This window comes from Enterococcus sp. DIV1206 (assembly GCF_051712485.1).
GTDB lineage: Bacteria > Bacillota > Bacilli > Lactobacillales > Enterococcaceae > Enterococcus > Enterococcus faecalis.
The window spans coordinates 303,019-324,701 of the sequence record NZ_JBIOOZ010000001.1; the positions used below are offsets into that span (position 1 = coordinate 303,019).

General features: G+C 38.6%; 23 protein-coding genes. 15 read left to right on the forward strand and 8 right to left on the reverse strand.

The window, feature by feature from the left end; all coding sequences use genetic code 11:
• The first annotated feature begins 8 nt into the window (after nt 1-8).
• Entirely contained in the window at nt 9-443 is a 435-nt protein-coding gene (locus IGK86_RS01540; RefSeq protein ID WP_002355276.1) for a PTS sugar transporter subunit IIA, read from the forward strand.
• Between the two features lie 256 nt (nt 444-699).
• On the opposite strand, the gene IGK86_RS01545 is transcribed toward IGK86_RS01540, so the two are convergent.
• Nucleotides 700-795 carry a type I toxin-antitoxin system Fst family toxin gene (locus IGK86_RS01545; protein WP_015543884.1) on the reverse strand — a complete coding sequence of 32 codons (96 nt, stop codon included), beginning with the start codon at nt 793-795 and terminating at the stop codon, nt 700-702.
• Between the two features lie 245 nt (nt 796-1,040).
• Between IGK86_RS01545 and IGK86_RS01550 the strand changes: the two genes are divergently transcribed.
• The 3 genes from IGK86_RS01550 to IGK86_RS01560 are packed head-to-tail and all read left to right on the forward strand — an operon-like array spanning nt 1,041 to nt 4,434.
• Complete coding sequence (locus IGK86_RS01550; RefSeq protein ID WP_002405272.1) at nt 1,041-2,813, forward strand: PTS mannitol-specific transporter subunit IIBC; 1,773 nt, start codon at nt 1,041-1,043, stop codon at nt 2,811-2,813.
• A 14-nt stretch (nt 2,814-2,827) separates the two neighbouring features.
• On the forward strand, nt 2,828-3,265 hold the full coding sequence (locus IGK86_RS01555; RefSeq protein WP_002355279.1) for a PTS sugar transporter subunit IIA: 438 nt from the start codon (nt 2,828-2,830) through the stop codon (nt 3,263-3,265).
• A 14-nt stretch (nt 3,266-3,279) separates the two neighbouring features.
• Complete coding sequence (locus tag IGK86_RS01560; RefSeq protein WP_016617042.1) at nt 3,280-4,434, forward strand: mannitol-1-phosphate 5-dehydrogenase; 1,155 nt, start codon at nt 3,280-3,282, stop codon at nt 4,432-4,434.
• Between the two features lie 66 nt (nt 4,435-4,500).
• On the opposite strand, the gene IGK86_RS01565 is transcribed toward IGK86_RS01560, so the two are convergent.
• On the reverse strand, nt 4,501-5,616 hold the full coding sequence (locus IGK86_RS01565; RefSeq protein ID WP_016617043.1) for an NAD(P)/FAD-dependent oxidoreductase: 1,116 nt from the start codon (nt 5,614-5,616) through the stop codon (nt 4,501-4,503).
• A gap of 78 nt (nt 5,617-5,694) precedes the next feature.
• Nucleotides 5,695-6,333: an NAD(P)H-binding protein gene (locus IGK86_RS01570; RefSeq protein WP_002373205.1), complete on the reverse strand. Its 639-nt coding sequence runs from the start codon at nt 6,331-6,333 to the stop codon at nt 5,695-5,697.
• Between the two features lie 320 nt (nt 6,334-6,653).
• On the opposite strand from IGK86_RS01570, the gene IGK86_RS01575 reads away from it, so the two are divergent.
• The 3 genes from IGK86_RS01575 to IGK86_RS01585 are packed head-to-tail and all read left to right on the forward strand — an operon-like array spanning nt 6,654 to nt 9,778.
• Entirely contained in the window at nt 6,654-7,832 is a 1,179-nt protein-coding gene (locus tag IGK86_RS01575; protein WP_002355284.1) for an efflux RND transporter periplasmic adaptor subunit, read from the forward strand.
• Between the two features lie 9 nt (nt 7,833-7,841).
• Nucleotides 7,842-8,552 carry an ABC transporter ATP-binding protein gene (locus IGK86_RS01580; protein WP_002383683.1) on the forward strand — a complete coding sequence of 237 codons (711 nt, stop codon included), beginning with the start codon at nt 7,842-7,844 and terminating at the stop codon, nt 8,550-8,552.
• Nucleotides 8,549-9,778 carry an ABC transporter permease gene (locus tag IGK86_RS01585; protein WP_002355288.1) on the forward strand — a complete coding sequence of 410 codons (1,230 nt, stop codon included), beginning with the start codon at nt 8,549-8,551 and terminating at the stop codon, nt 9,776-9,778. The genes IGK86_RS01580 and IGK86_RS01585 overlap by 4 nt, the downstream gene beginning before the upstream one ends.
• 54 nt (nt 9,779-9,832) lie before the next feature.
• On the opposite strand, the gene IGK86_RS01590 is transcribed toward IGK86_RS01585, so the two are convergent.
• A complete protein-coding gene (locus tag IGK86_RS01590; RefSeq protein WP_002364955.1) occupies nt 9,833-10,537 on the reverse strand; it encodes a DUF4811 domain-containing protein in 705 nt (234 codons plus the stop codon).
• On the reverse strand, nt 10,537-12,054 hold the full coding sequence (locus tag IGK86_RS01595; RefSeq protein WP_016617044.1) for an MDR family MFS transporter: 1,518 nt from the start codon (nt 12,052-12,054) through the stop codon (nt 10,537-10,539). Before IGK86_RS01595 ends, IGK86_RS01590 begins: the two co-directional genes overlap by 1 nt.
• 100 nt (nt 12,055-12,154) lie before the next feature.
• On the opposite strand from IGK86_RS01595, the gene IGK86_RS01600 reads away from it, so the two are divergent.
• The 6 genes from IGK86_RS01600 (at nt 12,155) to IGK86_RS01625 (ending at nt 16,987) form a co-directional block, all read left to right on the forward strand.
• Nucleotides 12,155-12,622 carry a MerR family transcriptional regulator gene (locus IGK86_RS01600; protein WP_002383688.1) on the forward strand — a complete coding sequence of 156 codons (468 nt, stop codon included), beginning with the start codon at nt 12,155-12,157 and terminating at the stop codon, nt 12,620-12,622.
• Nucleotides 12,623-12,752: 130 nt separating this feature from the next.
• Complete coding sequence (locus tag IGK86_RS01605; RefSeq protein ID WP_002355294.1) at nt 12,753-13,505, forward strand: IclR family transcriptional regulator; 753 nt, start codon at nt 12,753-12,755, stop codon at nt 13,503-13,505.
• Nucleotides 13,506-13,665: 160 nt separating this feature from the next.
• Nucleotides 13,666-14,313 carry a bifunctional 4-hydroxy-2-oxoglutarate aldolase/2-dehydro-3-deoxy-phosphogluconate aldolase gene (locus IGK86_RS01610; protein WP_002367887.1) on the forward strand — a complete coding sequence of 216 codons (648 nt, stop codon included), beginning with the start codon at nt 13,666-13,668 and terminating at the stop codon, nt 14,311-14,313.
• Between the two features lie 4 nt (nt 14,314-14,317).
• Nucleotides 14,318-15,325, forward strand: a complete 1,008-nt coding sequence (locus tag IGK86_RS01615; RefSeq protein ID WP_010818675.1) for a sugar kinase — start codon at nt 14,318-14,320, stop codon at nt 15,323-15,325.
• A gap of 12 nt (nt 15,326-15,337) precedes the next feature.
• Nucleotides 15,338-16,177: a 5-dehydro-4-deoxy-D-glucuronate isomerase gene (kduI, locus tag IGK86_RS01620; RefSeq protein WP_002355301.1), complete on the forward strand. Its 840-nt coding sequence runs from the start codon at nt 15,338-15,340 to the stop codon at nt 16,175-16,177.
• 21 nt (nt 16,178-16,198) lie between these two features.
• Nucleotides 16,199-16,987, forward strand: a complete 789-nt coding sequence (locus tag IGK86_RS01625) for a gluconate 5-dehydrogenase (protein ID WP_438741940.1) — start codon at nt 16,199-16,201, stop codon at nt 16,985-16,987.
• Nucleotides 16,988-17,046: 59 nt separating this feature from the next.
• On the opposite strand, the gene IGK86_RS01630 is transcribed toward IGK86_RS01625, so the two are convergent.
• Both IGK86_RS01630 and IGK86_RS01635 read right to left on the reverse strand, forming a co-directional pair.
• Nucleotides 17,047-17,247, reverse strand: coding sequence for a hypothetical protein (locus IGK86_RS01630; RefSeq protein WP_002355314.1), 201 nt, complete (start codon nt 17,245-17,247; stop codon nt 17,047-17,049).
• 106 nt (nt 17,248-17,353) lie between these two features.
• A complete protein-coding gene (locus tag IGK86_RS01635; RefSeq protein WP_002355315.1) occupies nt 17,354-18,835 on the reverse strand; it encodes a peptide MFS transporter in 1,482 nt (493 codons plus the stop codon).
• Nucleotides 18,836-19,653: 818 nt separating this feature from the next.
• On the opposite strand from IGK86_RS01635, the gene IGK86_RS01640 reads away from it, so the two are divergent.
• Nucleotides 19,654-20,253, forward strand: coding sequence for a LysM peptidoglycan-binding domain-containing protein (locus IGK86_RS01640; protein ID WP_002355317.1), 600 nt, complete (start codon nt 19,654-19,656; stop codon nt 20,251-20,253).
• Between the two features lie 69 nt (nt 20,254-20,322).
• On the opposite strand, the gene IGK86_RS01645 is transcribed toward IGK86_RS01640, so the two are convergent.
• Nucleotides 20,323-20,703, reverse strand: a complete 381-nt coding sequence (locus IGK86_RS01645) for a PaaI family thioesterase (protein ID WP_002361187.1) — start codon at nt 20,701-20,703, stop codon at nt 20,323-20,325.
• A 110-nt stretch (nt 20,704-20,813) separates the two neighbouring features.
• Here IGK86_RS01645 and menB point away from each other — a divergent pair, with 110 nt between their 5' ends.
• A complete protein-coding gene (menB, locus tag IGK86_RS01650; RefSeq protein ID WP_002383695.1) occupies nt 20,814-21,683 on the forward strand; it encodes a 1,4-dihydroxy-2-naphthoyl-CoA synthase in 870 nt (289 codons plus the stop codon).

Sequence of the window (21,683 nt, forward strand, 5' to 3'; positions counted from 1 at the left end):
GTTGAGAGATGTTTGAAATTACAGCGGAGCAAATAATGTTGAATCAATCGTATGCTAGTTGGGAGGAAGCACTTGCAGCTTCTGGTGAATTACTGCTAAAAAATCAGTTGGTCACGCCTGACTATGTCAAAGCAATGTATCAACGTCAACAAAAAGTCAGTGTGTATATCGGTAACTTCGTGGCATTACCTCATGCGGAAGGACAAGATGAACAAGTTTTAAAAGAAGGGATTTGCTTTATTCAAGTGCCTGATGGGGTCAACTTTGGTACGGAAGCAGATCGAAAAATAGCTACTTTGTTATTTGTCGTTGCTCTAAAAAGTCAACGGCAATTAAGCATGCTTCAAGAATTAGCTTTTTTCTGTTCAGATCTCGAAAACATTCAGCGGCTCAGTGATTGTCAAACAATAGATGAAGCACAAAAAATTCTGGCTCAAGCCTAAAGTTACGTCTGGAAAAAATCAATTCATTCTGAAATGTTCAATAATTATTGAAATAATTTTATATTAAAAAAATAAAATATTTTAATTTAAGAGGTTAAACAAAAAAGATAAGAAGATTCCTTGACAAAAAATAGGACCTATGATAAATTTAAGGTAACTTGTGACAAAGTCGTGCATGGATGCACTAAAAAGACACCCTATTGTGGTAGGGTGTCTTTTTTTGCTGTTTAGACAGCAGCGGTTGGAAGCAACTTGTTTATTCCTCGTTCTGTTTTTCCAACCAAATGGTTACAAGTTTCAGGACAATCCCGACAAAAATCGGCACAAGAATTTTTGTGACAATCTCGTACATGTGATGCACCTCCTTTCGAGGCAAGTCGCCAATTTGAGTATAGCATAAAAAGTTGTTCATTTATTATTGGAATTATTAGAAATGGAATAAGCACGTGTTTTCTGGTTTTCGTAACTAGAGAACACGTGCTTTTTTCTTTCAACTTTTGGCACAATGGTTTGTGCCAAAGTACGACTTTTTTCAGCTTTGGAAAGCGGATACAATTTAGTCAACAAGAAAAGTTACTTGAGAGAAGGGGAATAAAAATGGAACAAGTACCAGAAAAAAATAAAGTATCAATTAAAGCAAAAGTCCAAAGACTTGGCAGTACCTTATCTAGCATGGTGATGCCCAATATCGGGGCGTTGATTGCGTGGGGCGTTTTGACAGCGCTATTTATCCCAGATGGATATCTGCCAAATAAAGCCTTTGCCACGATGGTTGGCCCAATGTTGACCTATTTAATTCCATTATTAATTGGCTACACTGGTGGGAAAGTAATTGCAGGTGATCGCGGTGCCGTAGTTGGCGCAATTGCGACAATGGGCGTGATTGTGGGAACCGATATTCCGATGATGCTAGGTGCCATGATTATGGGTCCACTTGGTGGCTTTACAATTAAGAAATTTGATCAGTATTTCCAACATCGGATTAAAGCTGGTTTTGAAATGTTAGTAAACAATTTTTCAGCTGGATTGATTGGTTTTGCATTAGCTTTACTTGGTTTTTCAGCGATTGGCCCAATTGTCGATGCGCTGACTGCTGCAATGGCACGTGGTGTGGAAATCATTTTAAATGCTCATTTGATTCCATTAACGAGTATTTTTATTGAACCGGCAAAAGTGCTCTTTTTAAACAATGCGATTAATCATGGCATTTTAACACCCTTAGGGACAGAACAAGTCTTATCGGCTGGTAAATCAATTCTTTTCCTATTAGAAGCAAACCCTGGTCCTGGGTTAGGTGTCTTATTAGCATTTATGTTTTTTGGAAAAGGTGCGGCAAAATCTTCTGCGCCGGGAGCAATAATTATTCATTTCCTTGGTGGTATCCACGAAATTTACTTCCCATATGTAATGATGAAACCGTTATTATTCTTATCGGTTATTGCAGGTGGCGCGACAGGTAGTTTGGTTTTCCAAACGTTAGATGCTGGTTTACGTGCGCCCGCTTCACCAGGCTCCATTATAGCTATTTTAGCGATGACACCAATGGGTTCTTACTTACCAGTTATTTTAGGTGTTTTGGCAGCAACTGCTGTTTCCTTTGCAGTATCCGCAGTCATTTTAAAAGCAGATGCGAAAGAAGAAAGTGATGAATTTGCCCAAAAAGTGAAAGAAACCCAAGCTGCTAAAGCAGCATCAAAAGGATTAACTGTCACAAATGGTAGTGCTTCATTGTCAGGAATTCAACAAATTATTTTTGCTTGTGATGCTGGGATGGGCTCTAGTGCAATGGGGGCGTCTATCTTACGGAAAAAGGTCCAAGAGGCTGGTTTAGTACAAACTGTGACGAATCGGGCCATTAATAATTTGACCGATGAGGGAAATACATTGATTGTCACACAAGCGGAATTGCAAGAGCGGGCCAAACAGAAAGCACCTAATGCAACCTTTGTAGCAGTTGAAAACTTCTTGAACTCACCACGTTATGATGAAATTGTGGCTGAACTATCAGGTACCAAAGAAAAAAACGACGCACAACCAACAGCCTCCAAAGCAACACCTGCTTCTGAAATTGAGGGAGATTTAGCAAATGTCAATGAGATTCTTTTGGTTCACGATGACCGTGTCGGGTCAGCAACGATGGGAATGAAAGTCTTAGAAGAAATTTTAGATAAAGAGAAAATTTCAATGCCGATTCGAAAAATTAATATTAATGAATTAACTCAACAAACACAGGCTTTAATTGTCACTAAAGCTGAACTAACGGAACAAGCCCGTAAAAAAGCACCGAAAGCGACACACTTATCAGTAAAAAGTATGGTTAATCCCCAAAAATATGAAACAGTGGTTTCGCTCTTAAAAGAAAGTGCCTAGAGAGGAAGAAAACAATGGAAAATCTTACGAATATTTCAATTGAATTAAATCAACAGTTTAATACAAAAGAAGAAGCTATTCGCTTTTGCGGCGAAAAACTAGTCGAGGCAGGCTGTGTTGAGCCCGCTTATATCGAAGCAATGATTGAAAGAGACCAATTGCTATCTGTTTATATGGGGAATTTTATTGCCATTCCTCATGGAACAGAAGAAGCCAAAAAATTAGTGAAAAAATCAGGAATCTGTGTAGTGCAAGTCCCAGAGGGTGTTAATTTTGGCACCGAAGAAGATGAAAAAATTGCTACCGTATTATTTGGGATTGCCGGAGTCGGTGAAGAACATTTGCAATTAGTCCAACAAATTGCACTTTATTGTAGTGATATGGATAACGTGGTGCAACTTGCCGACGCATTAAGTAAAGAAGAAATAACAGAAAATTTAGCCATTGCTTAAAGGAGAGAATAAGAATGAACGCAGTACATTTTGGAGCAGGAAATATTGGACGCGGCTTTATCGGCGAAATTTTAGCTAAAAACGGGTTTCATATTACGTTTGTGGATGTTAATGAAACCATCATTCAAGCGTTAAAAGAACGTAAAAGTTATACAATTGAATTGGCCGATGCCTCACATCAACAAATTAACGTTGAAAATGTGACCGGGTTAAATAACATGACAGAACCAGAAAAAGTAGTAGAAGCAATTGCGGAAGCCGATTTAGTCACGACGGCGATTGGTCCCAATATTTTACCAAGAATTGCTGAATTAATTGCTCAAGGAATTGATGCACGTGCCGAAGCAAATTGTCAAAAGCCGCTGGATATTATCGCTTGTGAAAATATGATTGGTGGTTCAACCTTTTTAGCAGAAGAAGTGGCCAAATATTTGAAAAACCCAGCTTATGCTGAACAATGGATTGGTTTTCCTGATGCGGCGGTTGATCGGATTGTTCCATTACAAAAACATGAAGATCCACTTTTTGTTCAAGTTGAGCCTTTTTGTGAATGGGTCATTGATGATACCAACCGAAAAGCCAAAGAGATTCAGTTAGAAGGCGTTCATTACGTTGCTGATTTAGAGCCGTATATTGAACGAAAATTATTTAGTGTAAACACTGGCCATGCTACAGTTGCCTATACAGGGGCGTTGTTAGGCTATCAAACCATTGACGAAGCGATGCAGGACGCCTTAGTGGTAGCACAACTCAAATCAGTTTTGCAGGAAACCGGTAAACTTTTAGTGGCTAAATGGAATTTTGATGAACAAGGACATGCAGCCTATATTGAAAAAATTATTCAACGTTTCCAAAATAAATATATTTCAGATGCTATTACACGTGTAGCACGGACACCAATCAGAAAATTAGGTGCGCAAGAACGGTTTATTCGACCAATCCGTGAATTACAGGAACGCAATCTAGTGTCGCCGCATTTATTAGCAATGATTGGTATTGTCTTTAATTATCATGATCCAGAAGATGAACAAAGCCGTCAATTACAGGAAATGCTTGACCAAGAAAGCGTTGATACAGTGATCGCTGAAGTAACGGGCATTGAAGATCCAGAAACGGTTAAAAATATTAAACAAAACGTAGAACGCTATGCGCGACCACAAGTAGCATAATAACAAAATCCTTCTACCAAGATACTTCACATTTCTTAATTAAAGAAAAAAACAACCGCTCACTGATTAAAGTGAGGGGTTGTTTTTAACATATTGACTAAGTGGTTTTTGATAAAGCTCTCCTTTGAAGGTACCTGTATTGAAGTATTCAGCTAATTGGTAACCAATGAATGGGCCAGTAGTGAGTCCTGATGAACCAAGTCCGCTAGCAACCACAAGGTGGGGCAGCTCTGGCAAAGGACCAAAAAACGGAGCGAAATCAGATGTATAAGCACGTGTACCAACGCGGTAATGCATGGGTTGCTTAAAAAGCTGATCTGCTTCTTTTAGAAATGGCGCAGTCCCAGAAGTTAGTTGTTGAAAAGCGCTAACAGTCTCTTCTAAATCCCAGGCTTGTTCATTTTCGTGGGTGGCACCTAATAAAATTTTTCCTTGATTAAAAGGAATTAAATCGGCTTCGCCATCTAACATAGCGACAGGCCATTGCTGACTATTTGTAAAAGGGGTCTCGAAAACTAACAATTGTCCTTTTTGGGGATGAATGTCCACAGATAAATTTAAAGTAGCGAGTAATTCCTTTAAATGAGGACCAGGTGTTAAAGCGAGAAAATCAACGCTCTTTTTTTCTGAATTTGTGACAATTTCCCACCCTTGATTCAGTTGTCGAAAGTGCGCCCGTTGTGAACAAAAAGTGACCCCTTTGGCTTCGGCGCGTTTCTGAAGATGGTTTAGATAAGCTGGTCCATCTAGGCGACCGCCGCCAGAAATAAAAAGTGAGGGAGTTTCCTTAAGTAGCGGTAAGAACTTCGCTGTTTGAACCGCTGACAACATCGTGATTTCTCCAATTTCAGGTGCAGTTTGCTTACGCTCTTCTGCCAAATGGGCTAAGTCTGCCAAAGCAGCTGCCGGACGCAAAATGACTGTCCCTGATTGACGATAAATATCCTCCGTCAGCTGAAAATCTTTGACTAGCTTTGGAAATAGGGCAGCGCCCTCTCGCGCTAATTGGTACCATTTCTTATTTCGACGTTTGGATAGCCAAGGGGAAATAATCCCAGCGCTCGCTTTAGTCGCTTGGCCGATCCCTTCATCATAAACGGTAATGTCAAATTTTTGTGGATCTAAATAATTAGCTAACGTCATTCCGATAATGCCGCCGCCAATAATGGCAATTTTTTTCATGCTTCTTCTCTCCTTCGAACAGTTGTATTGTAACACAAAAAAACCGCCTCTAGACAGAGACGATTGAGAGATAAATTGTTAGCGGGTCCTTCTGTGTGTGTAAATAGAATTGCCGCCTTCTAAAACGTGAACAATTTCTTGTGCCATTTCTGCCACAGGCACGGGATCATAGCCAATAAATAAGTTCTTTAAAAAGGGGATTTTCTTAAAAAAATAAATACATTTACTAAAAAGTATGGTGCCGGTACGTTCTTGACCTACAAGTAAACTAGGATAAAAAATTACTGCTTCGGCGACTTCTTGGTGGATTAGTTCCTCCGCTGCCAATTTGGCATCCATATATTTTCTCAAAGGGAAAGGAACAGTATTGGCTGAAATAAATAAAAACTTAGCTGGCTTTTTTTGTTGTGCTAAAAAAGAGCTGATTTTTTTCACGGGCGTCAGAATTAGCCGTTGATAGGTTTTCTTTTTTCGTGGATTTTCAAATAAAATACCTACCGTATCAATGACCCAGTCAGCACGCTGGACTTGTTCTTGCCAATTCGTGTCACGAGTAACATCGGAGCATACCCACTGCACTTGGTGGCTCCAAGATGCGGAGAGCGTGGCAGGCTTTCCATGACGTGAAACACTGATGACTTGATGTTGGCGTTGGACTAAAATTTTTGCGATTTGTTGACCTAAAAAACCGCTACCGCCAAAAATAATAATTTTCATGGCAAGCCCTCACTTTCAATTGTTTCTTCTAGTGTACCTTAAATAAAAAAAGAAGCAAAAAATCTCGATTGCGTATAGTTTAGTTATAAATAACATAAAAATAACCTTTTTAGATTGTTGAAACACAAAGACCCAACAATGGTTATTTATTGTCGTGAAATAAATAAAAAAATGAACAAAAATGAAATAAATCAGACTAAAGGCCTAGAGAAATGCCCTTGTTTCTTGAATTCAAGCATGGTTAAATAGTTATAAGTGAACGACCGAGCAATTTAGTTTGTTGGGGAAAATAGACAGAATGAGGAGATGAAACGAAGAAAATGAAGAAGAAAACGATAATTATATTGGGGGCAGTTGCGGTAATTGCGGTTGGGGGCATCGTAACTGTGAATGCGTTAAATAAAAATGCACAACAAGTAGCTGTCAAGCAAGCGCCTAAAGATGACTGGGGAATTGACTATTTTGACGTTCCCGACTTGCAACAAATTTATATTAACGGTGTCATCCAACCGGAACAAATGGAAGCCTTTGCGCGTGATCAAAAAATAACAAAGGATCCAGAGATTAAGGTGAAAAACGGCGATGTCGTAGATGCAGGCACAGAATTATTTACTTATGAAGATGAGGCGGTCACAAAAGAAATTGAGGCACAACAAAATAGCTTAGCCAAATTAGAAACGAAGCGGGCGAATATCTATAATAAGTGGAATCGGGCCATTGATAAATTTAATAAAACTAAAGAAGAAGACCGCACAATGTCTGGTGATGATTTAAATGAACAATATCAAACAGAAGTCGATGCGGTAGATGAAGAGATTACCTTCACCAATGAAACCTTAGCGGATTTAGGAGCGAAGCAATATATTTCCACAAAGGCTAATTTCAAAGGTCGCGTATCAATTCCAGAAGTAAAAGATGCCAATTCACCGATTTTACGGTTAACTTCAGAAGATCTTTATTTAGCTGGAAAAGTGAATGAAAAGGACTTGACTAAAATTAGTGTTGGGCAAAAAGCTAAACTAACTTCTGTTTCCAACAATGTGGTTGTGGATGGCTCAATTTCTTACATCGATGATAATCCTCCTGAAGGCAACAGCGATGCCGCGAGTGGCAATCCAGAGGGTGGCACGACGATGTCTAGTTATAGCGTCAAAATTGCGTTGGCCAATTTAGACAAAGTTAAAAATGGCTACCATATGCAAGCAACCATTGATTTAGGCGATTTAGGGGCGATTGAGTTACCGAAAAAAGCGATTCAAAAAGAGGGTGAACAGGCCTACGTTTTAGTGAATGATTTTGGAACCATCATTCGTCGTGATGTCCAAGTCGGGCAAGAAAATGGCGACAAAATGGCGATTGAATCTGGCTTAGAATCAGCCGACCGAGTAGTTATTTCTTCAAAAAAACCAGTAAAAGTCGGTGATATTGTTGAATCAGATGCAGCGATTGCTTCTGATGAATCAGCAACCAACGAATCAATGACAGATGCGTCGAAATAGGAGGGCTTGATGGTGGAAGCAAATAATACAAATCAACCCCTCATTGAATTGCGGGACATTAACAAGTTCTATCCGGTAGGTAAGGAAAAACTACATGTTTTAAAAGAATTGAACTTGACCATCCATCAAGGAGAGTTCATTTTAATCATGGGGAAGTCCGGCAGCGGTAAGACAACACTGATGAACATTATCGGTTTCTTGGATCGCTTAACAGACGGAAGCTATCATTTCTCAGGAACAGATGTTTCAAAATTGTCTGAAAATAAAAAATCAGCCTTTCGCAATGAATATCTAGGGTTTATTTTTCAACAATTTTTCTTGATTAATTCTTTAAATGTTAGTCAAAATGTTCAATTGCCCTGTGTTTATGAAGGGAAAAAAAGCCGCGCTGAGAAAAAAGCGATTGCTGAAAAATACCTAAAAATTGTCGGTTTGGAAACAAAAGCCAAATCAAAAGTTACTGAACTTTCTGGAGGACAGCAACAAAGAGTAGCCATTGCTCGTTCCTTGGTGAATGATCCATTATTGATTATGGCTGATGAACCGACTGGGGCATTGGATAGTGAAACGGGTACAGAAATCATGGAATTATTGAAAGAATTGAATGAACAGGGCAAAACAATTGTCATGGTGACACATGATGAAGATATGAAAAAATATGCCTCACGAGTGATTCATATGAAAGATGGTCGCTTTTTGGAAGAAGAGGTGATTAGATGATTGCTAATTTATTTGTTAGTACTTTTTTAAGCTTAAAGGCGCATAAGTTGCGGGTATTTTTAACGATGGTCGGGATTATTATTGGGATTACATCAGTCGTAACGATTTCTGCGCTAGGTGAAGGGATGAAGCGTCAAGTTGTGAAGGCATCCAGTGCAGTGAACGCGGATGTTTTGAAGATTCATTATACAATGTCGGATGGTAGCAGTGACAATTTTATGTCCTATGAAGAGCCAGATTATACGTTTAGCCGAGTGGACTTGAAGAAATTACAAGACATTCAAGGAATTGAAAGTATTTATCCTCAATATGGTGAATCAATGATGGGGGGCGGAGACAATTTGTTTGTACCAATGGATTATTTTGGGGCGCAGGCGAATTTATCCATTACGTCGACTAAAGGGCAGAATGATATTTTATATGGTCGTGATTTTCAACCGAGCGATGCAAATACAGATGCGATTGTCTTAAATCATGATATCTTTGAAGCGCAAATTCGGCTTGATGATCCTAGCCAACTCATTGGAAAAGCTGTTTCAATTGGTGGTTATATGTACAAGGTGATTGGTATTTTAGCACCAAAAGATTTAGATAGTTTGGGCATGAACGATGATTGGGCAACTGCTATGAGTAGTTTTGTTTCTCGAGAATCATATAATAAATTAGCGAAAACAAAAGCAATTAGCGGCATCAATATTAAAGTTCGTGAGGGAGCGGACCGTGAAGCAATTTTAGGACAGGCAATCACTATTTTAAGTGAAAATCATCCTGAAGTGAAAGGAACGTTTAAAGAAAACGACCAAGACCAACAACTCCAACAACAAATGGAAGAAATGGTCACGGGTATGACAATGTTTCTGATGGCAATTACTGCAATCTCCCTATTAGTCGGGGGAATTGGCGTCATGAACATCATGTATGTGTCTGTCACGGAACGGAAACGAGAAATCGGGATTCGTCGGGCCATTGGTGCTAAACCACGAGTCATTTTATTCCAATTTTTAATGGAAGCAGCGTTTATCACATTGATTGGTGGTTTGATTGGTGTCGGCTGCGGCTACTTATTGGCAACTGTGGTCGGTGGGTATATTTCGATTACGCCAATTATTACGCCGTCCATCTTTGCTATTTCAACATTGGTTTCGGTCTTCACAGGTATCTTTTTCGGGATTATTCCAGCAATTGGTGCCTCGAGGATGGATCCGATTAAAGCGATTTATAATTAAAAAGAAGAGCTTGGTAGTCACATCTTTTTTGATGATCCTATCAAGCTCGCTTTTTTATTTCATGTCACTAAGAATTTTCTGAATCAATTCTTGTTGAAACTCTTTGGTATATTGTTCGGTGAGTTTCGCTTGTTCTTCTTGGGACATTGATGGATTCGCCATCATAGCGGCCATCATTTTTTTGCCAACTGTTTCAGTCCCTTCTTTTTTGATATCAGCGGCATGTTGTTCCATATATTCGCCTAATTTTTTGGCTTGATCAGCACTTAAAACTAGCCAGTCACTAGCAACATTAAAGGTGTTTTCTTGTTTTGCAAATTGGTTATCGTTGTCAGCAAGGCCAAATAGTGTTTTGGCCCAAGACTCTTGATAGGACCATTTCGTCGTTTTTTGGACTAATGTGGCTTTTTGAGCATCTTTTTGAACTGTGTTTGTGACGTTTTCCGTTCCTGTTTTTTGTAGTTTCTTTTTATCTGGTGTGTTATATAAATAAACTTTTTCGGAACCATCGCCCAACGGCTGATACAATAACATGTTGGGGCCATCTTTACTTGAACTACTGCTTTTTAGTTCAAACGTTTTGTCCTGAGTAACTTCGGTCATACCAAAATGATCTTTATCGTTTAAAACGATAAGACTTAACGAAGCTAAGAAGCCTAAACCAAAAATAACCATACAGCATTTATGCCAAACTTTTCGGCCAAATACATTTGTGTAGGCAAAGCCTAACACGCAAAGGATTAAAAGGAAAATAATCATTATTTCATTGCACCTACTTCCTTAACAGGCATCGCTTCTTTTTTATTTAAGAAGAAAGTAATCGCCAAGCCGAGAACGCCAAAGATTGTTGCCACGAAGAAGGCTGCGTGATAACCGTTTAATGTTGCGTTTGTTGCTTGGTCGCGATAAGCGAGTGGGGCTGTTTTTAATAAGTCTGATGCAGGTAAGCCGTCTTTGGTAACATTTGTTAAAACACTAATCAAAACAGCTGTTCCAATTGAGCTGGCTACTTGTCGGAAGGTGTTGTTTACAGCAGTTCCGTGACTTAATAAATTCATTGGTAAAGCATTCATGCCAGAAGTTGTCACAGGCATCATGACCATCGAAATACCAAACATCCGAATCGCATATAGGACAATGATATAAATAATAGGTGTTGCTTTTGTTAAGAAAGCAAACGGTAACGTTGCAGCTGTTAAAATAAACATCCCAGTAATCGCAAGACGACGGGCACCAATTTTATCAAAAATGCGACCCGTTACTGGCATCATAAGTCCCATGACTAACGCTCCTGGTAAAAGCATTAACCCTGAATGGAAGGCAGATTCACCACGAATATTTTGGATATACAAAGGTAAAACCATTTCGGCACCAATCATTGCCATGTTGGTTACGCCAGATAAAATGGCTGCGACAGTAAAGACTTTTGATTTAAAAACGCGTAATTCTAAGAAAGGTTGTTCTAAATGCAATTGTCGATATGTAAAAAGACATAAAACAATCGCACCAATAATTAAGAATCCATAGACTTGCGGGCTACCCCAACCTTTATCACCAACGCTTGAGAAGCCGTAAAGTAAGCTACCAAAGCCGAGAGTAGAAAGAATGACCGATAAGACATCGATACTTGGATTAGATAATTGGATGACATTTTTCATTAAGAATGAAGCTAAAATTAGGACTAAAACGACAATTGGAATGACCATCCCAAAAAGGTCACGCCATGTATAAGAATCAATAATCCAACCAGATAATGTTGGACCTAAAGCGGGTGCTAATCCGATAACAATTCCCGTTGTGCCCATGGCAGCGCCACGTTTTTCAGGCGGGAAAATTGAAAGCATAATTGTTTGTAAAAGAGGCATAGATACACCGACCCCTGCGGCTTGAACAAGACGTCCAGTCAATAACATGCCGAAGTCTTGCGCTACAAAACAGATGATGGTTCCGATTAAGAACGTTGACATCGCTGTTATGTATAATTTTTTTGAACTGAATTTGTTAATCAACCAAGCACTGATGGGAATCATAATGCCGTTCACAAGTAGGAATCCAGTGGTTAGCCACTGTACACTTGAAGCTGAGATATCAAATTCTTTCATTAATGTAGGTAAGGCCGTCGTTAAAAGTGTTTGGTTTAAAATCGTACAAAATGTTCCGATTAGTAAAACGCCGACTAGTAACGACCGGTTATAAGGTTTTCCGTGAATATCCACAGGTTGTTGTGAAGTCACATATATCGCTCCTTTTTCTGTAAGTTTCAAATTAAATTGCATTAACTACTTTACAACTAATTAGAATCTTTGTCAACTTACTTGACAAAGGTGTAAAAAAAACTACAATTAAGGAAAGGATAAGGGAAAGGAAGTTAAACTAATGTGGTCAAAAATGATTCAGCGTTTGTTAAATGAAGAGAATTTGTTGATAGGAATTAGTGAACTAAGTGAAATTGCTGAAGTTTCGCCACGTCAACTTCGTTATTGGGAAGAAAAAGGGTATATTTCTTCCATTGCGAAAGACGCAAACGGTCCACGGAAATATCGGTTACATACAGTCGTCAAAGTGCATTGGATCAAGCGTTTTTTAGATGAAGGATATACGTTACAAAGTGCGGTGGAAAAAGCAGAAGAGCAGCATCGTAATGTGGGGATGACGAAAAAAATCTTTAGTCAAATGTTTCATGGTATCTCAGAAGTTTGTCCTAATTACGTAGCGATTGATTTAGGCGATTTCGATGAAGAACAAAAATTATATGTCGTATTTAATGAAACCACAGAAGTCAGTGAGTATCTTTTAATTCCTAAGGATGCAGATGTTTCTGATGAGTTAAAGAAAAGAAAATAAGAATGAAATAGGACTGGGAGAAAGACCTGAAGTGAAAGTAAAACGTTACTGAATGAATCTTCGAGTTCTTTTTTTCTTGCAATTTCTTTATTTTTCTATATAATTTCTTATATGGAAAAGGAGGGTTTCGATGAAAGAAACAAAACCTTACGGAACAGTCTTGTTAAAAGCGGCTAAAATCATGGACTGTCTAAGTTTACAACCCGATCAAACCTTACAGGAAATTGCAAAGAATACCGAAATGACGGCATCAACGGCAATCAAAATTTTAGAAACCTTAACATTAATTGGCTATGTTCAAAAAGACACGAACAAGACGTACCGCTTAGGAACAAAATTGATTCGCTATGCGAATCAAAGTGTGGAGCAAATCGATTTAGCTGAAATTGCGGTACCTTATTTAGAAAACCTTCAAAATACGGTCGATGAAACCATTCATTTAGGGATTTTAAATAATAATGAAATTCTGTATATCAATAAATTAGAACCGAAAAATCAAACGATTCGCATGTCCTCGAAAGTGGGAATTACTCGACCTTTGTATAATTCGGCCATGGGTAAAGCCGTTTTAGCAGAATTTTCGGAAGAACAAGTGCAACAATATTTAGACACGCAGACATTAATTCCCTATACCGAAAATACGATTACCAATCCCTTGCGTTTGAAAAAAGAATTAAAACAAGTGCAACAAACGGGGGTTGCTTACGATGATGAAGAAATTGAACAAGATATTTTCTGTAGCGGAGTATCTTTAATGAAAGATGGCGAAATTGCGGGTGCTTTTAGTGTGAGCATGCCGAAATATCGTTTGACAGAGGAAAATAAAACGACGATTAATCAAGCCCTTTTAGCAACAAAAGCAGCGATTGAAGCGAAATTATAGTAGAAAAAGAAAGACAAACAAAAGTCGATTGGGATTTTTGTTTGTCTTTCTTTTTTTATTTTTATAAAAACGTTTGCATTTTCTTTTTTTATCTGTATAATGAAGTTGTGAATTTCTTTATAATAAATATATATTTCTAAATAAGAAATGAGGGAGTCTGTTGAAGCGAGTATCAATTTTACAAAAATTAGAAAATGCTGGCGTGATTGCTGTGGTTCGCGGAAAGACAAAAGAGGAAGCGCTAAAAGCTAGTCAAGCCATTGTAGCAGGCGGTATGCGGGGGATTGAGTTAACCTTTACTGTTCCTCAAGCAACAGAAGTGATTCAGGAATTAGTTGCGTTATACCAAGAGAATCCTGACGTAGTCATTGGTGCGGGGACAGTTTTGGATGCTACGACTGCTCGTTTAGCTATTGTAGCAGGGGCTGAATATATTGTGAGTCCAAGCTTCGATGAAGAAACCGCTAAAATTTGCAATTTATATCAAGTTCCCTACTTGCCAGGCTGTATGACCATCACAGAAATGAAAGAAGCACTGAAAAGCGGAGCAGATATTATTAAACTATTTCCGGGAAGTGTTTATGGACCGAGTGTTATTTCGGCATTTAAAGCGCCATTGCCTCAGTTAAATATTATGCCAACGGGTGGTGTCAGTTTGGAAAATATGGCCGAGTGGTTTGCTGCAGGTGTGACGGCTGTCGGTGTTGGTGGCAATCTGTTAGCGCCAGCAGCAACTGGGGATTTTGAAAAAGTTCGTGAGGTTGCCCAAGCCTATATGGAAAAATTCCAAGCAATCAAAGGGGTGTAGGCACATGGGGAAAGTCGTAACATTGGGAGAAATCATGTTGCGTTTGTCCACGCCTGTCGGAATACGCGTAGCACAAACAGAAAATTTCGCTGTACATTACGGCGGTGGTGAAGCGAATGTAGCGATTTCGTTAGCGAACTATGGCCACCAAGTGACTTTTGCTAGTAAAGTGCCCGATAATTCATTAGGAGAAGCCGCCAAAAAGCATTTAAGTCGTTATGGGGTTTCAACGGAATTTGTACGAACTGGCGGAACACGCCTAGGAACGTATTACTTGGAAACTGGTACAGGAGAACGAGCAGCCAGTGTTGTCTATGATCGCGCCTATTCAAGCTTTGCTCAAATCGAAGAAATGGAATGGGACTTACATGAGCTGTTTTCAGGAGTAGAGATCTTTCATATTTCAGGGATTACAGCGGCGTTATCAAAAAAGTGGCAAAGTATGACGGTTGCGCTAGTTAAAGCAGCGAAGCAAGCAGGGTGCCAAGTAAGTTTTGACATTAATTATCGAGGGAAACTTTGGTCCCAGAAAGAAGCGAGCGTGGCATTGAAGGCCATTCTTCCATTTGTTGATATTTGTTCAGCTGGGGTATTAGATGCTCGTTATTTACTGGAGATTCCAGAACCAGAGGAAGAACTTGAAGACGCATTAACGTGGTACTACCGAAAAATGCAAGAACGTTATCCCAACATTCAAGTATTTTATTCAACCAAACGTCAAGTTCATTCAGCGACAGATAATGAATTAATCGGAACGCTATGGTACAAAGGTGCGTATTATACGTCCAAATGTCATCGATTACAACCGATTGTTGACCGTGTCGGTGCCGGTGATGCGTTTGCTGGTGGGGTTTTACATGGTTTATTAGCTGCCTATGATCCACAAACCTGTATTGATTTTGCGACAGCGGCTAGTGCGTTAAAACATACTATCCATGGTGATTGTAATCAATTTAGTCAAAAAGAAGTCCTTGCTTTTTTGGCAACGGGCTCAGGAAAAATAAATAGATAGGAGATTTTAGTTATGCAAAATATGGAAACACGTTATACACATAGTCCGGCGGATATCCGTCACTATTCAACAGAACAATTGAGAGATGAATTTTTAGTAGAGAAAGTTTTTATTCCAGGTGCAATCAGCTTAACCTACACACATAATGATCGGATGATTTTTGGTGGTGTGACACCGACCACAGAAGAATTAGAAATTATTTTGGACAAGGAATTAGGAGTTGATTATTTCTTAGAACGTCGTGAACTAGGAGTTATTAATATTGGGGGACCCGGCTTTATTGAAATTGATGGCGCCAAAGAAACAATGAAAAAACAAGATGGCTATTATATTGGGAAAGAAACAAAACATGTTCGTTTTTCTTCAGAAAACCCTGATAATCCAGCGAAATTTTACATTAGTTGTGTGCCAGCACATCATAAATATCCGAACGTAAAAATTAGTATTGATGAAATTACCCCAATGGAAACGGGTGATCCATTAACATTGAACCAACGTAAAATTTACCAATACATTCATCCGAACGTTTGTGAAAGTTGCCAGTTACAAATGGGCTACACCATTTTAGAACCAGGTAGCGCTTGGAATACAATGCCTTGTCATACACATGAACGTCGTATGGAAGCGTATGTTTATTTTGATATGGAAGAAGATACGCGGATTTTCCACATGATGGGTAAACCAGACGAAACGAAACATTTAGTAATGAGTAATGAACAAGCAGCCATTTCACCAAGCTGGTCAATTCATTCTGGGGTTGGTACAAGTAATTATTCCTTTATTTGGGCCATGTGCGGAGAAAATATTACGTACACAGACATGGATATGGTTGCAATGGATCAATTAAAATAAACCAAAGAAAGAGGAGAAAACATGGAATTTAAAATGAATGATTTTCAATTAGATGGAAAAGTAGCGTTAATTACAGGTGCTGTTTATGGGATTGGCTTTGAGATTGCGAAATCCTTAGCTGAAGCAGGAGCAACAATTGTTTTTAATAACTTATCTCCTGAATCAGTTGAACAAGGCTTGGAAAATTATCGGGCTGCAGGGATTGAAGCACGTGGTTATGTGTGTGATGTCACTGATGAAGAGCAAGTTCAAGCGATGGTTGCTCAGATTAAAGAAGAAGTCGGCTCTATTGATATTTTAGTCAATAATGCGGGAATTATTAAACGAATTCCAATGGTGGATATGTCAGCAGAAGAGTTCCGTCAAGTGATTGATGTTGACTTGAATGCGCCATTTATTATGGCAAAAGCGGTTATTCCAGATATGATTGAAAAGGGCCATGGCAAAATTATCAATATCTGTTCAATGATGAGTGAACTAGGTCGTGAAACAGTTAGTGCGTACGCGGCAGCAAAAGGCGGACTAAAAATGTTAACGAAAAATATTGCTTCTGAATATGGACAATATAATATTCAATGTAATGGGATTGGACCTGGCTACATTGAAACGCCACAGACGGTGCCATTAAGAGAACCAGGGCATCCATTTAACGAATTCATCTTGGGACGAACACCTGCTAATCGTTGGGGCACACCAGCAGACTTAGCTGGCCCAGCAGTTTTCTTAGCATCTAACGCTTCTGACTTTGTTAACGGACATATCTTATATGTCGATGGTGGAATTTTAGCTTATATTGGAAAACAACCATAATAAATAAGTAAAGGAGCGAGATTAGCAATCTCGCTCCTTTACTTATGGCTAGCCTTCTACTAAAAACTCACATAAAAGAAAGAAGCAATCGCCACAGCAAATGAAATAATAGCAAACACTAAGCTACTCCATAGTCCTAACAGAATAAATGGTGAGGTTCTTTTGCCGCCCTCTTTCTTTAAGTAGGAAAATGTCCGTCCAGTAACAATGAATTGCCAGATACTAATCAATAAAAAAATACCGCCAATTAAGTAACGCATGTCCTCGTCCTCCTTCTATTTAGTATACCACTTGATGAAAACGTTATCAAAACGCTGTATAAAAAAGTTGCCTTTCAAAAAAGAGAAAGGCAACTTTTTTGACGGTTTAACGGACGTCACCCATTAAGTTTTGGATTGGTTTTTTCACAATGAATAAGAGAATCCCAGCAACGACAGCTACAAGTCCGACAATCCCAAAATATGCTGACTCTGTTCCAGGTGTATAGAAGCGAGCAATTTGAGCGTTAATGGCTTGTGAAGCGGCATCTGCTAATAACCAAATAGCAACGGTTTGAGCTTCGAAAGCTTTCGGTGCTAATTTTGTAGTAATCGATAAGCCAACGGGAGATAAACACATTTCTCCGACAATCATAATGAAGAAACTAAAGAATAACCAAAGTGGACTCACCCGTCCTTCGGTACCATAAAGTAGACCTGGCAACATTAATAAGACGAAGGAAAGACCAGCAAAGACTAGCCCTAGTGAAAACTTCACAACTGTTGATGGTTGACGTTTACCTAGTTTTGTCCATAATGTAACAAAAATAGGGGTCAAAATAACTACGAATACAGGATTTAATGATTGGAACCAGCTAGCGGCAATCGGGAAGCCAAACAAACTCGTTTGCGTCCGTTCATTTGCAAATAGAGCAAGAATAGACGAACCTTGTTCTTCCAATGACCAGAAAACAATTGCTGCTAAGAATAATGGCAAGTAAGCCAGAACTTTTGGTTTTTCTTCAGCAGTGACATCTTTAGACGTTAACATTTTGCTGAAATAATAAACTGGTAACAGGATTCCTAACACGCTGATGGTATTAATAAAGAAATCAATTGTTAAATGTCCTGTGACATAGGCGCCACCAAAAATAAGTAAAGCAACGACAATTGCCAACATAAATGCTTTAGCAAATTTCTTTTGCTCTTCTTTAGACATTGGATTAGTTGGGGCCTGACCAATTCCAGCCAGAGATTTACGTCCTTGGAAATAATATTGTAGTAGCCCGAAGAACATTCCTACTGCGGCAACGGAAAAGCCTAAATGATAATTATATTCTTGTCCTAAAGTTCCGACAACAAGGGGAGCGATTAAGGCTCCGATATTAATCCCCATGTAAAAAATGGAGAAGCCTGCATCTCTACGTAAGTCAGTTTTTGAATAAAGATGGCCAACCATCCCTGAAACGTTTGGTTTTAACATCCCAGTCCCAAATACAATTAACATAATAGAAACGAATAAGGCGGGGACACCAAATGGGGTAGCGAGAACAATATGTCCAGCAATGATTAACAAACCACCAATAAAAACAGTTTTCCTTGAACCTAAGACACGGTCAGAGACCCAACCGCCAATGATACTGGACATGAAAACCATTGATCCATAAATGGACATGATGGCTAAGGCAGTTGCTTTGGGGAGACCTAAACCGCCATTGGCTACGGTATCGTAAATGTAATACATTAGAATAGCACGCATGCCGTAGTAACTGAAACGTTCCCACATTTCTGTGAAGAACAGTGTTGCTAGTCCTTTCGGTTGTCCCAGAAAGGATTTGTCTAATTTCTCAAGTTGTTCTTTGTCACTCATAGATAAAACTCCAATTCTTATAATATTCAGAATATTTGATAATAAAATGACTTAAATGTAGATTCATATATTTTATTACTCATAGATTGGAAAATAGAAAGAGAAAAAACTGATTACGTTTTTAAATAACAAGCGTTCGAGTGATTATTTGTTTTTTATTCGTGAATTACAATAAAAATGAATATTTATTCTGCTTTATTTTCAATACTTTGTTTTCATAGTTGCTTTAGCTGTTCCTTTTTTGAATAAGATTAAAATGAATAAATAACAAGCAAAATATAAGATTTTTTTGTTTAACTCTTTTTGTTTCAATAGGAAGTGCTTAGTGTTTTTTCAGAATCGAAAAATGAATACGACAAAAAATTTATCTATATAATAGAAGGAAAAATAAAAATAGTGAATGATAAAAAAAATTCAAAGAAAACACCTGTTCTTTTTAGGCGTGAGTTTTTGAAAAAAACATTCTCATGTCTAGTATATTTAACATTTTGTTACTTTTTGACTGAAACGAATGTAAAAAAACCGACATTTAAGGGCTAATCAAGGGTTAGAAAACGGTTTCTCAAAAATAAAATCCTGTTTTTTTAACTTTTTTTCGCAAAATATAAACAGGATAATATCAAGCTTCCAGCAGCTTTTTATTACAAAATGTAACAAAACCGACATTCTAGTAATAAATTGTCACGAGATATTCACCTACGGCCGGCCATTCGATGATAAAGTATGTGAAGTCGTTTCGATAAAGCGAAGCAGACGTGGTTGTTGCCGAGTGCTAAGAGCAACAATCAAATATTTTTAATTACAAAGGAGAAACATACATGAAATCAATCAAAACGATTTTACTTGGAACAACTTTGGCCGCAGGTTTAGGATTATTCTTAGGAACAGACGCAAACGCAGAAAGCTTATATACAGTTAAAGCAGGAGATACTTTATCAACAATTTCTCATCAATTTGCAGGAGACAATAGCTTAATTCAAAAAATTGCTTCTGATAACAAATTGCCAAACCTTGATTTAATTTTTGAAGGAGAACAATTAGTTATTCGTTCAGAAAAAGAAGTTGCTAATACTCCAGCACCAGCTGTAGAAGTTGCACCAGTGCAACAAGTAGTTGAACAACCTGTTGCACAACCAGTACAACAAGAAGTACAACAACCTGTTGCTCAAGAAGTAGCGCAACCAGCAGCACCTGCCGCAAGCAGTGATGCGAAAGAGTGGATCGCACAACGTGAATCTAGTGGTTCTTACGATGCAACAAACGGCCAGTATATCGGTCGTTACCAATTATCTGCCTCTTATTTAAATGGTGACTATTCACCTGCCAACCAAGAACGCGTGGCAGATCAGTACGTAGCAGGTCGCTATGGTTCATGGGATGCAGCTAAATCATTCTGGTTAGCAAATGGTTGGTACTAAAATTAAATAAACGAAGTAATCTAATTACTTATTAAAAACCATAAACAAAAAAACAGTAACCTGTAAAGATTACTGTTTTTTTTGTCGATTTGTTAAGGTACAACGCCCCACGCTCGTCAATTGGTGGTCTGCGTTATATATTTTTGCTTCCCAAACTTGAAGGGTCTTTCCCGAGTGATCGGGCGTCGCAATCACGGTAAGGCTACCATCATGGACACTACGAAGATGATTTACTTGTAAGTCTATGCCGACAGCAAAAGTGTTTTCAGGAACGTTTTCGTTCGCACCTAAACTACAGGCAGTTTCAATTAAGACGCCGTTTAAGCCCCCGTGGACAAGGCCATAGGGTTGTTTATGCACGTCTTTTACCGCTAAAGTAAGCTGACATTTCTCAGCAGAAACGTGTTGAATCGTGATACCTAAATACTCTAAAAGATGAATAGTAATCAGTCCTTTCTAATAAAAGAGAGAATAAAAGGTTTTTTATTTATTATACAGGAATGAAGAAAATTTGAAATAGCCATGTTTTTTCTTAAAATTCAAGCGACTTTTTCTCTAAAGTGCCGATTCTTGTGTATAATAGAAAAGATGAGATTAATGAAGGAGGTTTCCTAATGAGAAACTGGACAACAATTAAAGAATATGATGAAATTTTATTTGAGCAAGAAGGCAAAGTAGCAAAAATTACTATCAACCGCCCGCATGTTCACAACGCATTCACACCAAAAACAGTCATGGAAATGATTGATGCATTCAACATTAGTCGTGATAAAGAAGATGTCGGGGTTATTATTTTAACAGGCGCAGGTGACCAAGCATTCTGTTCTGGTGGCGATCAAAAAGTTCGAGGTAATGGTGGTTATGTTGGCGAAGACAATATTCCACGTTTAAATGTGTTAGATTTACAACGGTTAATCCGTGTCATTCCCAAACCAGTCATCGCAATGGTGAAAGGCTGGTCCATTGGCGGCGGCAATGTTTTACAATTAGTTTGTGATTTAACAATTGCGGCTGAAAATGCTAAGTTTGGGCAAACAGGACCAAATGTCGGTAGCTTTGATGGTGGATACGGCTCAGGTTACTTAGCGCGTGTTATCGGCCATAAAAAAGCGAAAGAAGTTTGGTTTATGTGTAAACAATATTCTGCCCAAGAAGCTTTAGATATGGGCTGGATTAATACCGTTGTTCCATTGGATCAAGTAGAAGATGTGACAATGGAGTGGGCAGAAGAAATGTTAACCAAAAGCCCGATTGCTTTACGGATGATTAAAGCCTCTTTAAATGCCGATACAGATGGCTTGGCTGGTGTGCAACAATTAGCTGGTGATGCGACACTTCTTTACTATACAATGGCTGAAGCACAAGAAGGCCGAGATGCATTTAAAGAAAAACGGACACCAGATTTCGATCAATTCCCTAAATTCCCATAA

What these genes read in the sequence shown, in the direction of transcription:
- IGK86_RS01545 (WP_015543884.1), bottom strand. Translation starts at nt 795, where the DNA reads ATGTACGAGATTGTCACAAAAATTCTTGTGCCGATTTTTGTCGGGATT.
- IGK86_RS01580 (WP_002383683.1), top strand. Translation starts at nt 7,842, where the DNA reads ATGGTGGAAGCAAATAATACAAATCAACCCCTCATTGAATTGCGGGAC.
- IGK86_RS01605 (WP_002355294.1), top strand. Translation starts at nt 12,753, where the DNA reads ATGAAAGAAACAAAACCTTACGGAACAGTCTTGTTAAAAGCGGCTAAA.
- IGK86_RS01630 (WP_002355314.1), bottom strand. Translation starts at nt 17,247, where the DNA reads ATGCGTTACTTAATTGGCGGTATTTTTTTATTGATTAGTATCTGGCAA.
- IGK86_RS01560 (WP_016617042.1), top strand. Translation starts at nt 3,280, where the DNA reads ATGAACGCAGTACATTTTGGAGCAGGAAATATTGGACGCGGCTTTATC.
- kduI (WP_002355301.1), top strand. Translation starts at nt 15,338, where the DNA reads ATGCAAAATATGGAAACACGTTATACACATAGTCCGGCGGATATCCGT.
- IGK86_RS01550 (WP_002405272.1), top strand. Translation starts at nt 1,041, where the DNA reads ATGGAACAAGTACCAGAAAAAAATAAAGTATCAATTAAAGCAAAAGTC.
- IGK86_RS01540 (WP_002355276.1), top strand. Translation starts at nt 9, where the DNA reads ATGTTTGAAATTACAGCGGAGCAAATAATGTTGAATCAATCGTATGCT.
- IGK86_RS01600 (WP_002383688.1), top strand. Translation starts at nt 12,155, where the DNA reads ATGTGGTCAAAAATGATTCAGCGTTTGTTAAATGAAGAGAATTTGTTG.
- IGK86_RS01575 (WP_002355284.1), top strand. Translation starts at nt 6,654, where the DNA reads ATGAAGAAGAAAACGATAATTATATTGGGGGCAGTTGCGGTAATTGCG.
- IGK86_RS01555 (WP_002355279.1), top strand. Translation starts at nt 2,828, where the DNA reads ATGGAAAATCTTACGAATATTTCAATTGAATTAAATCAACAGTTTAAT.
- IGK86_RS01625 (WP_438741940.1), top strand. Translation starts at nt 16,199, where the DNA reads ATGGAATTTAAAATGAATGATTTTCAATTAGATGGAAAAGTAGCGTTA.
- IGK86_RS01565 (WP_016617043.1), bottom strand. Translation starts at nt 5,616, where the DNA reads ATGAAAAAAATTGCCATTATTGGCGGCGGCATTATCGGAATGACGTTA.
- IGK86_RS01585 (WP_002355288.1), top strand. Translation starts at nt 8,549, where the DNA reads ATGATTGCTAATTTATTTGTTAGTACTTTTTTAAGCTTAAAGGCGCAT.
- IGK86_RS01640 (WP_002355317.1), top strand. Translation starts at nt 19,654, where the DNA reads ATGAAATCAATCAAAACGATTTTACTTGGAACAACTTTGGCCGCAGGT.
- IGK86_RS01615 (WP_010818675.1), top strand. Translation starts at nt 14,318, where the DNA reads ATGGGGAAAGTCGTAACATTGGGAGAAATCATGTTGCGTTTGTCCACG.
- IGK86_RS01635 (WP_002355315.1), bottom strand. Translation starts at nt 18,835, where the DNA reads ATGAGTGACAAAGAACAACTTGAGAAATTAGACAAATCCTTTCTGGGA.
- IGK86_RS01590 (WP_002364955.1), bottom strand. Translation starts at nt 10,537, where the DNA reads ATGATTATTTTCCTTTTAATCCTTTGCGTGTTAGGCTTTGCCTACACA.
- IGK86_RS01570 (WP_002373205.1), bottom strand. Translation starts at nt 6,333, where the DNA reads ATGAAAATTATTATTTTTGGCGGTAGCGGTTTTTTAGGTCAACAAATC.
- IGK86_RS01595 (WP_016617044.1), bottom strand. Translation starts at nt 12,054, where the DNA reads ATGCAATTTAATTTGAAACTTACAGAAAAAGGAGCGATATATGTGACT.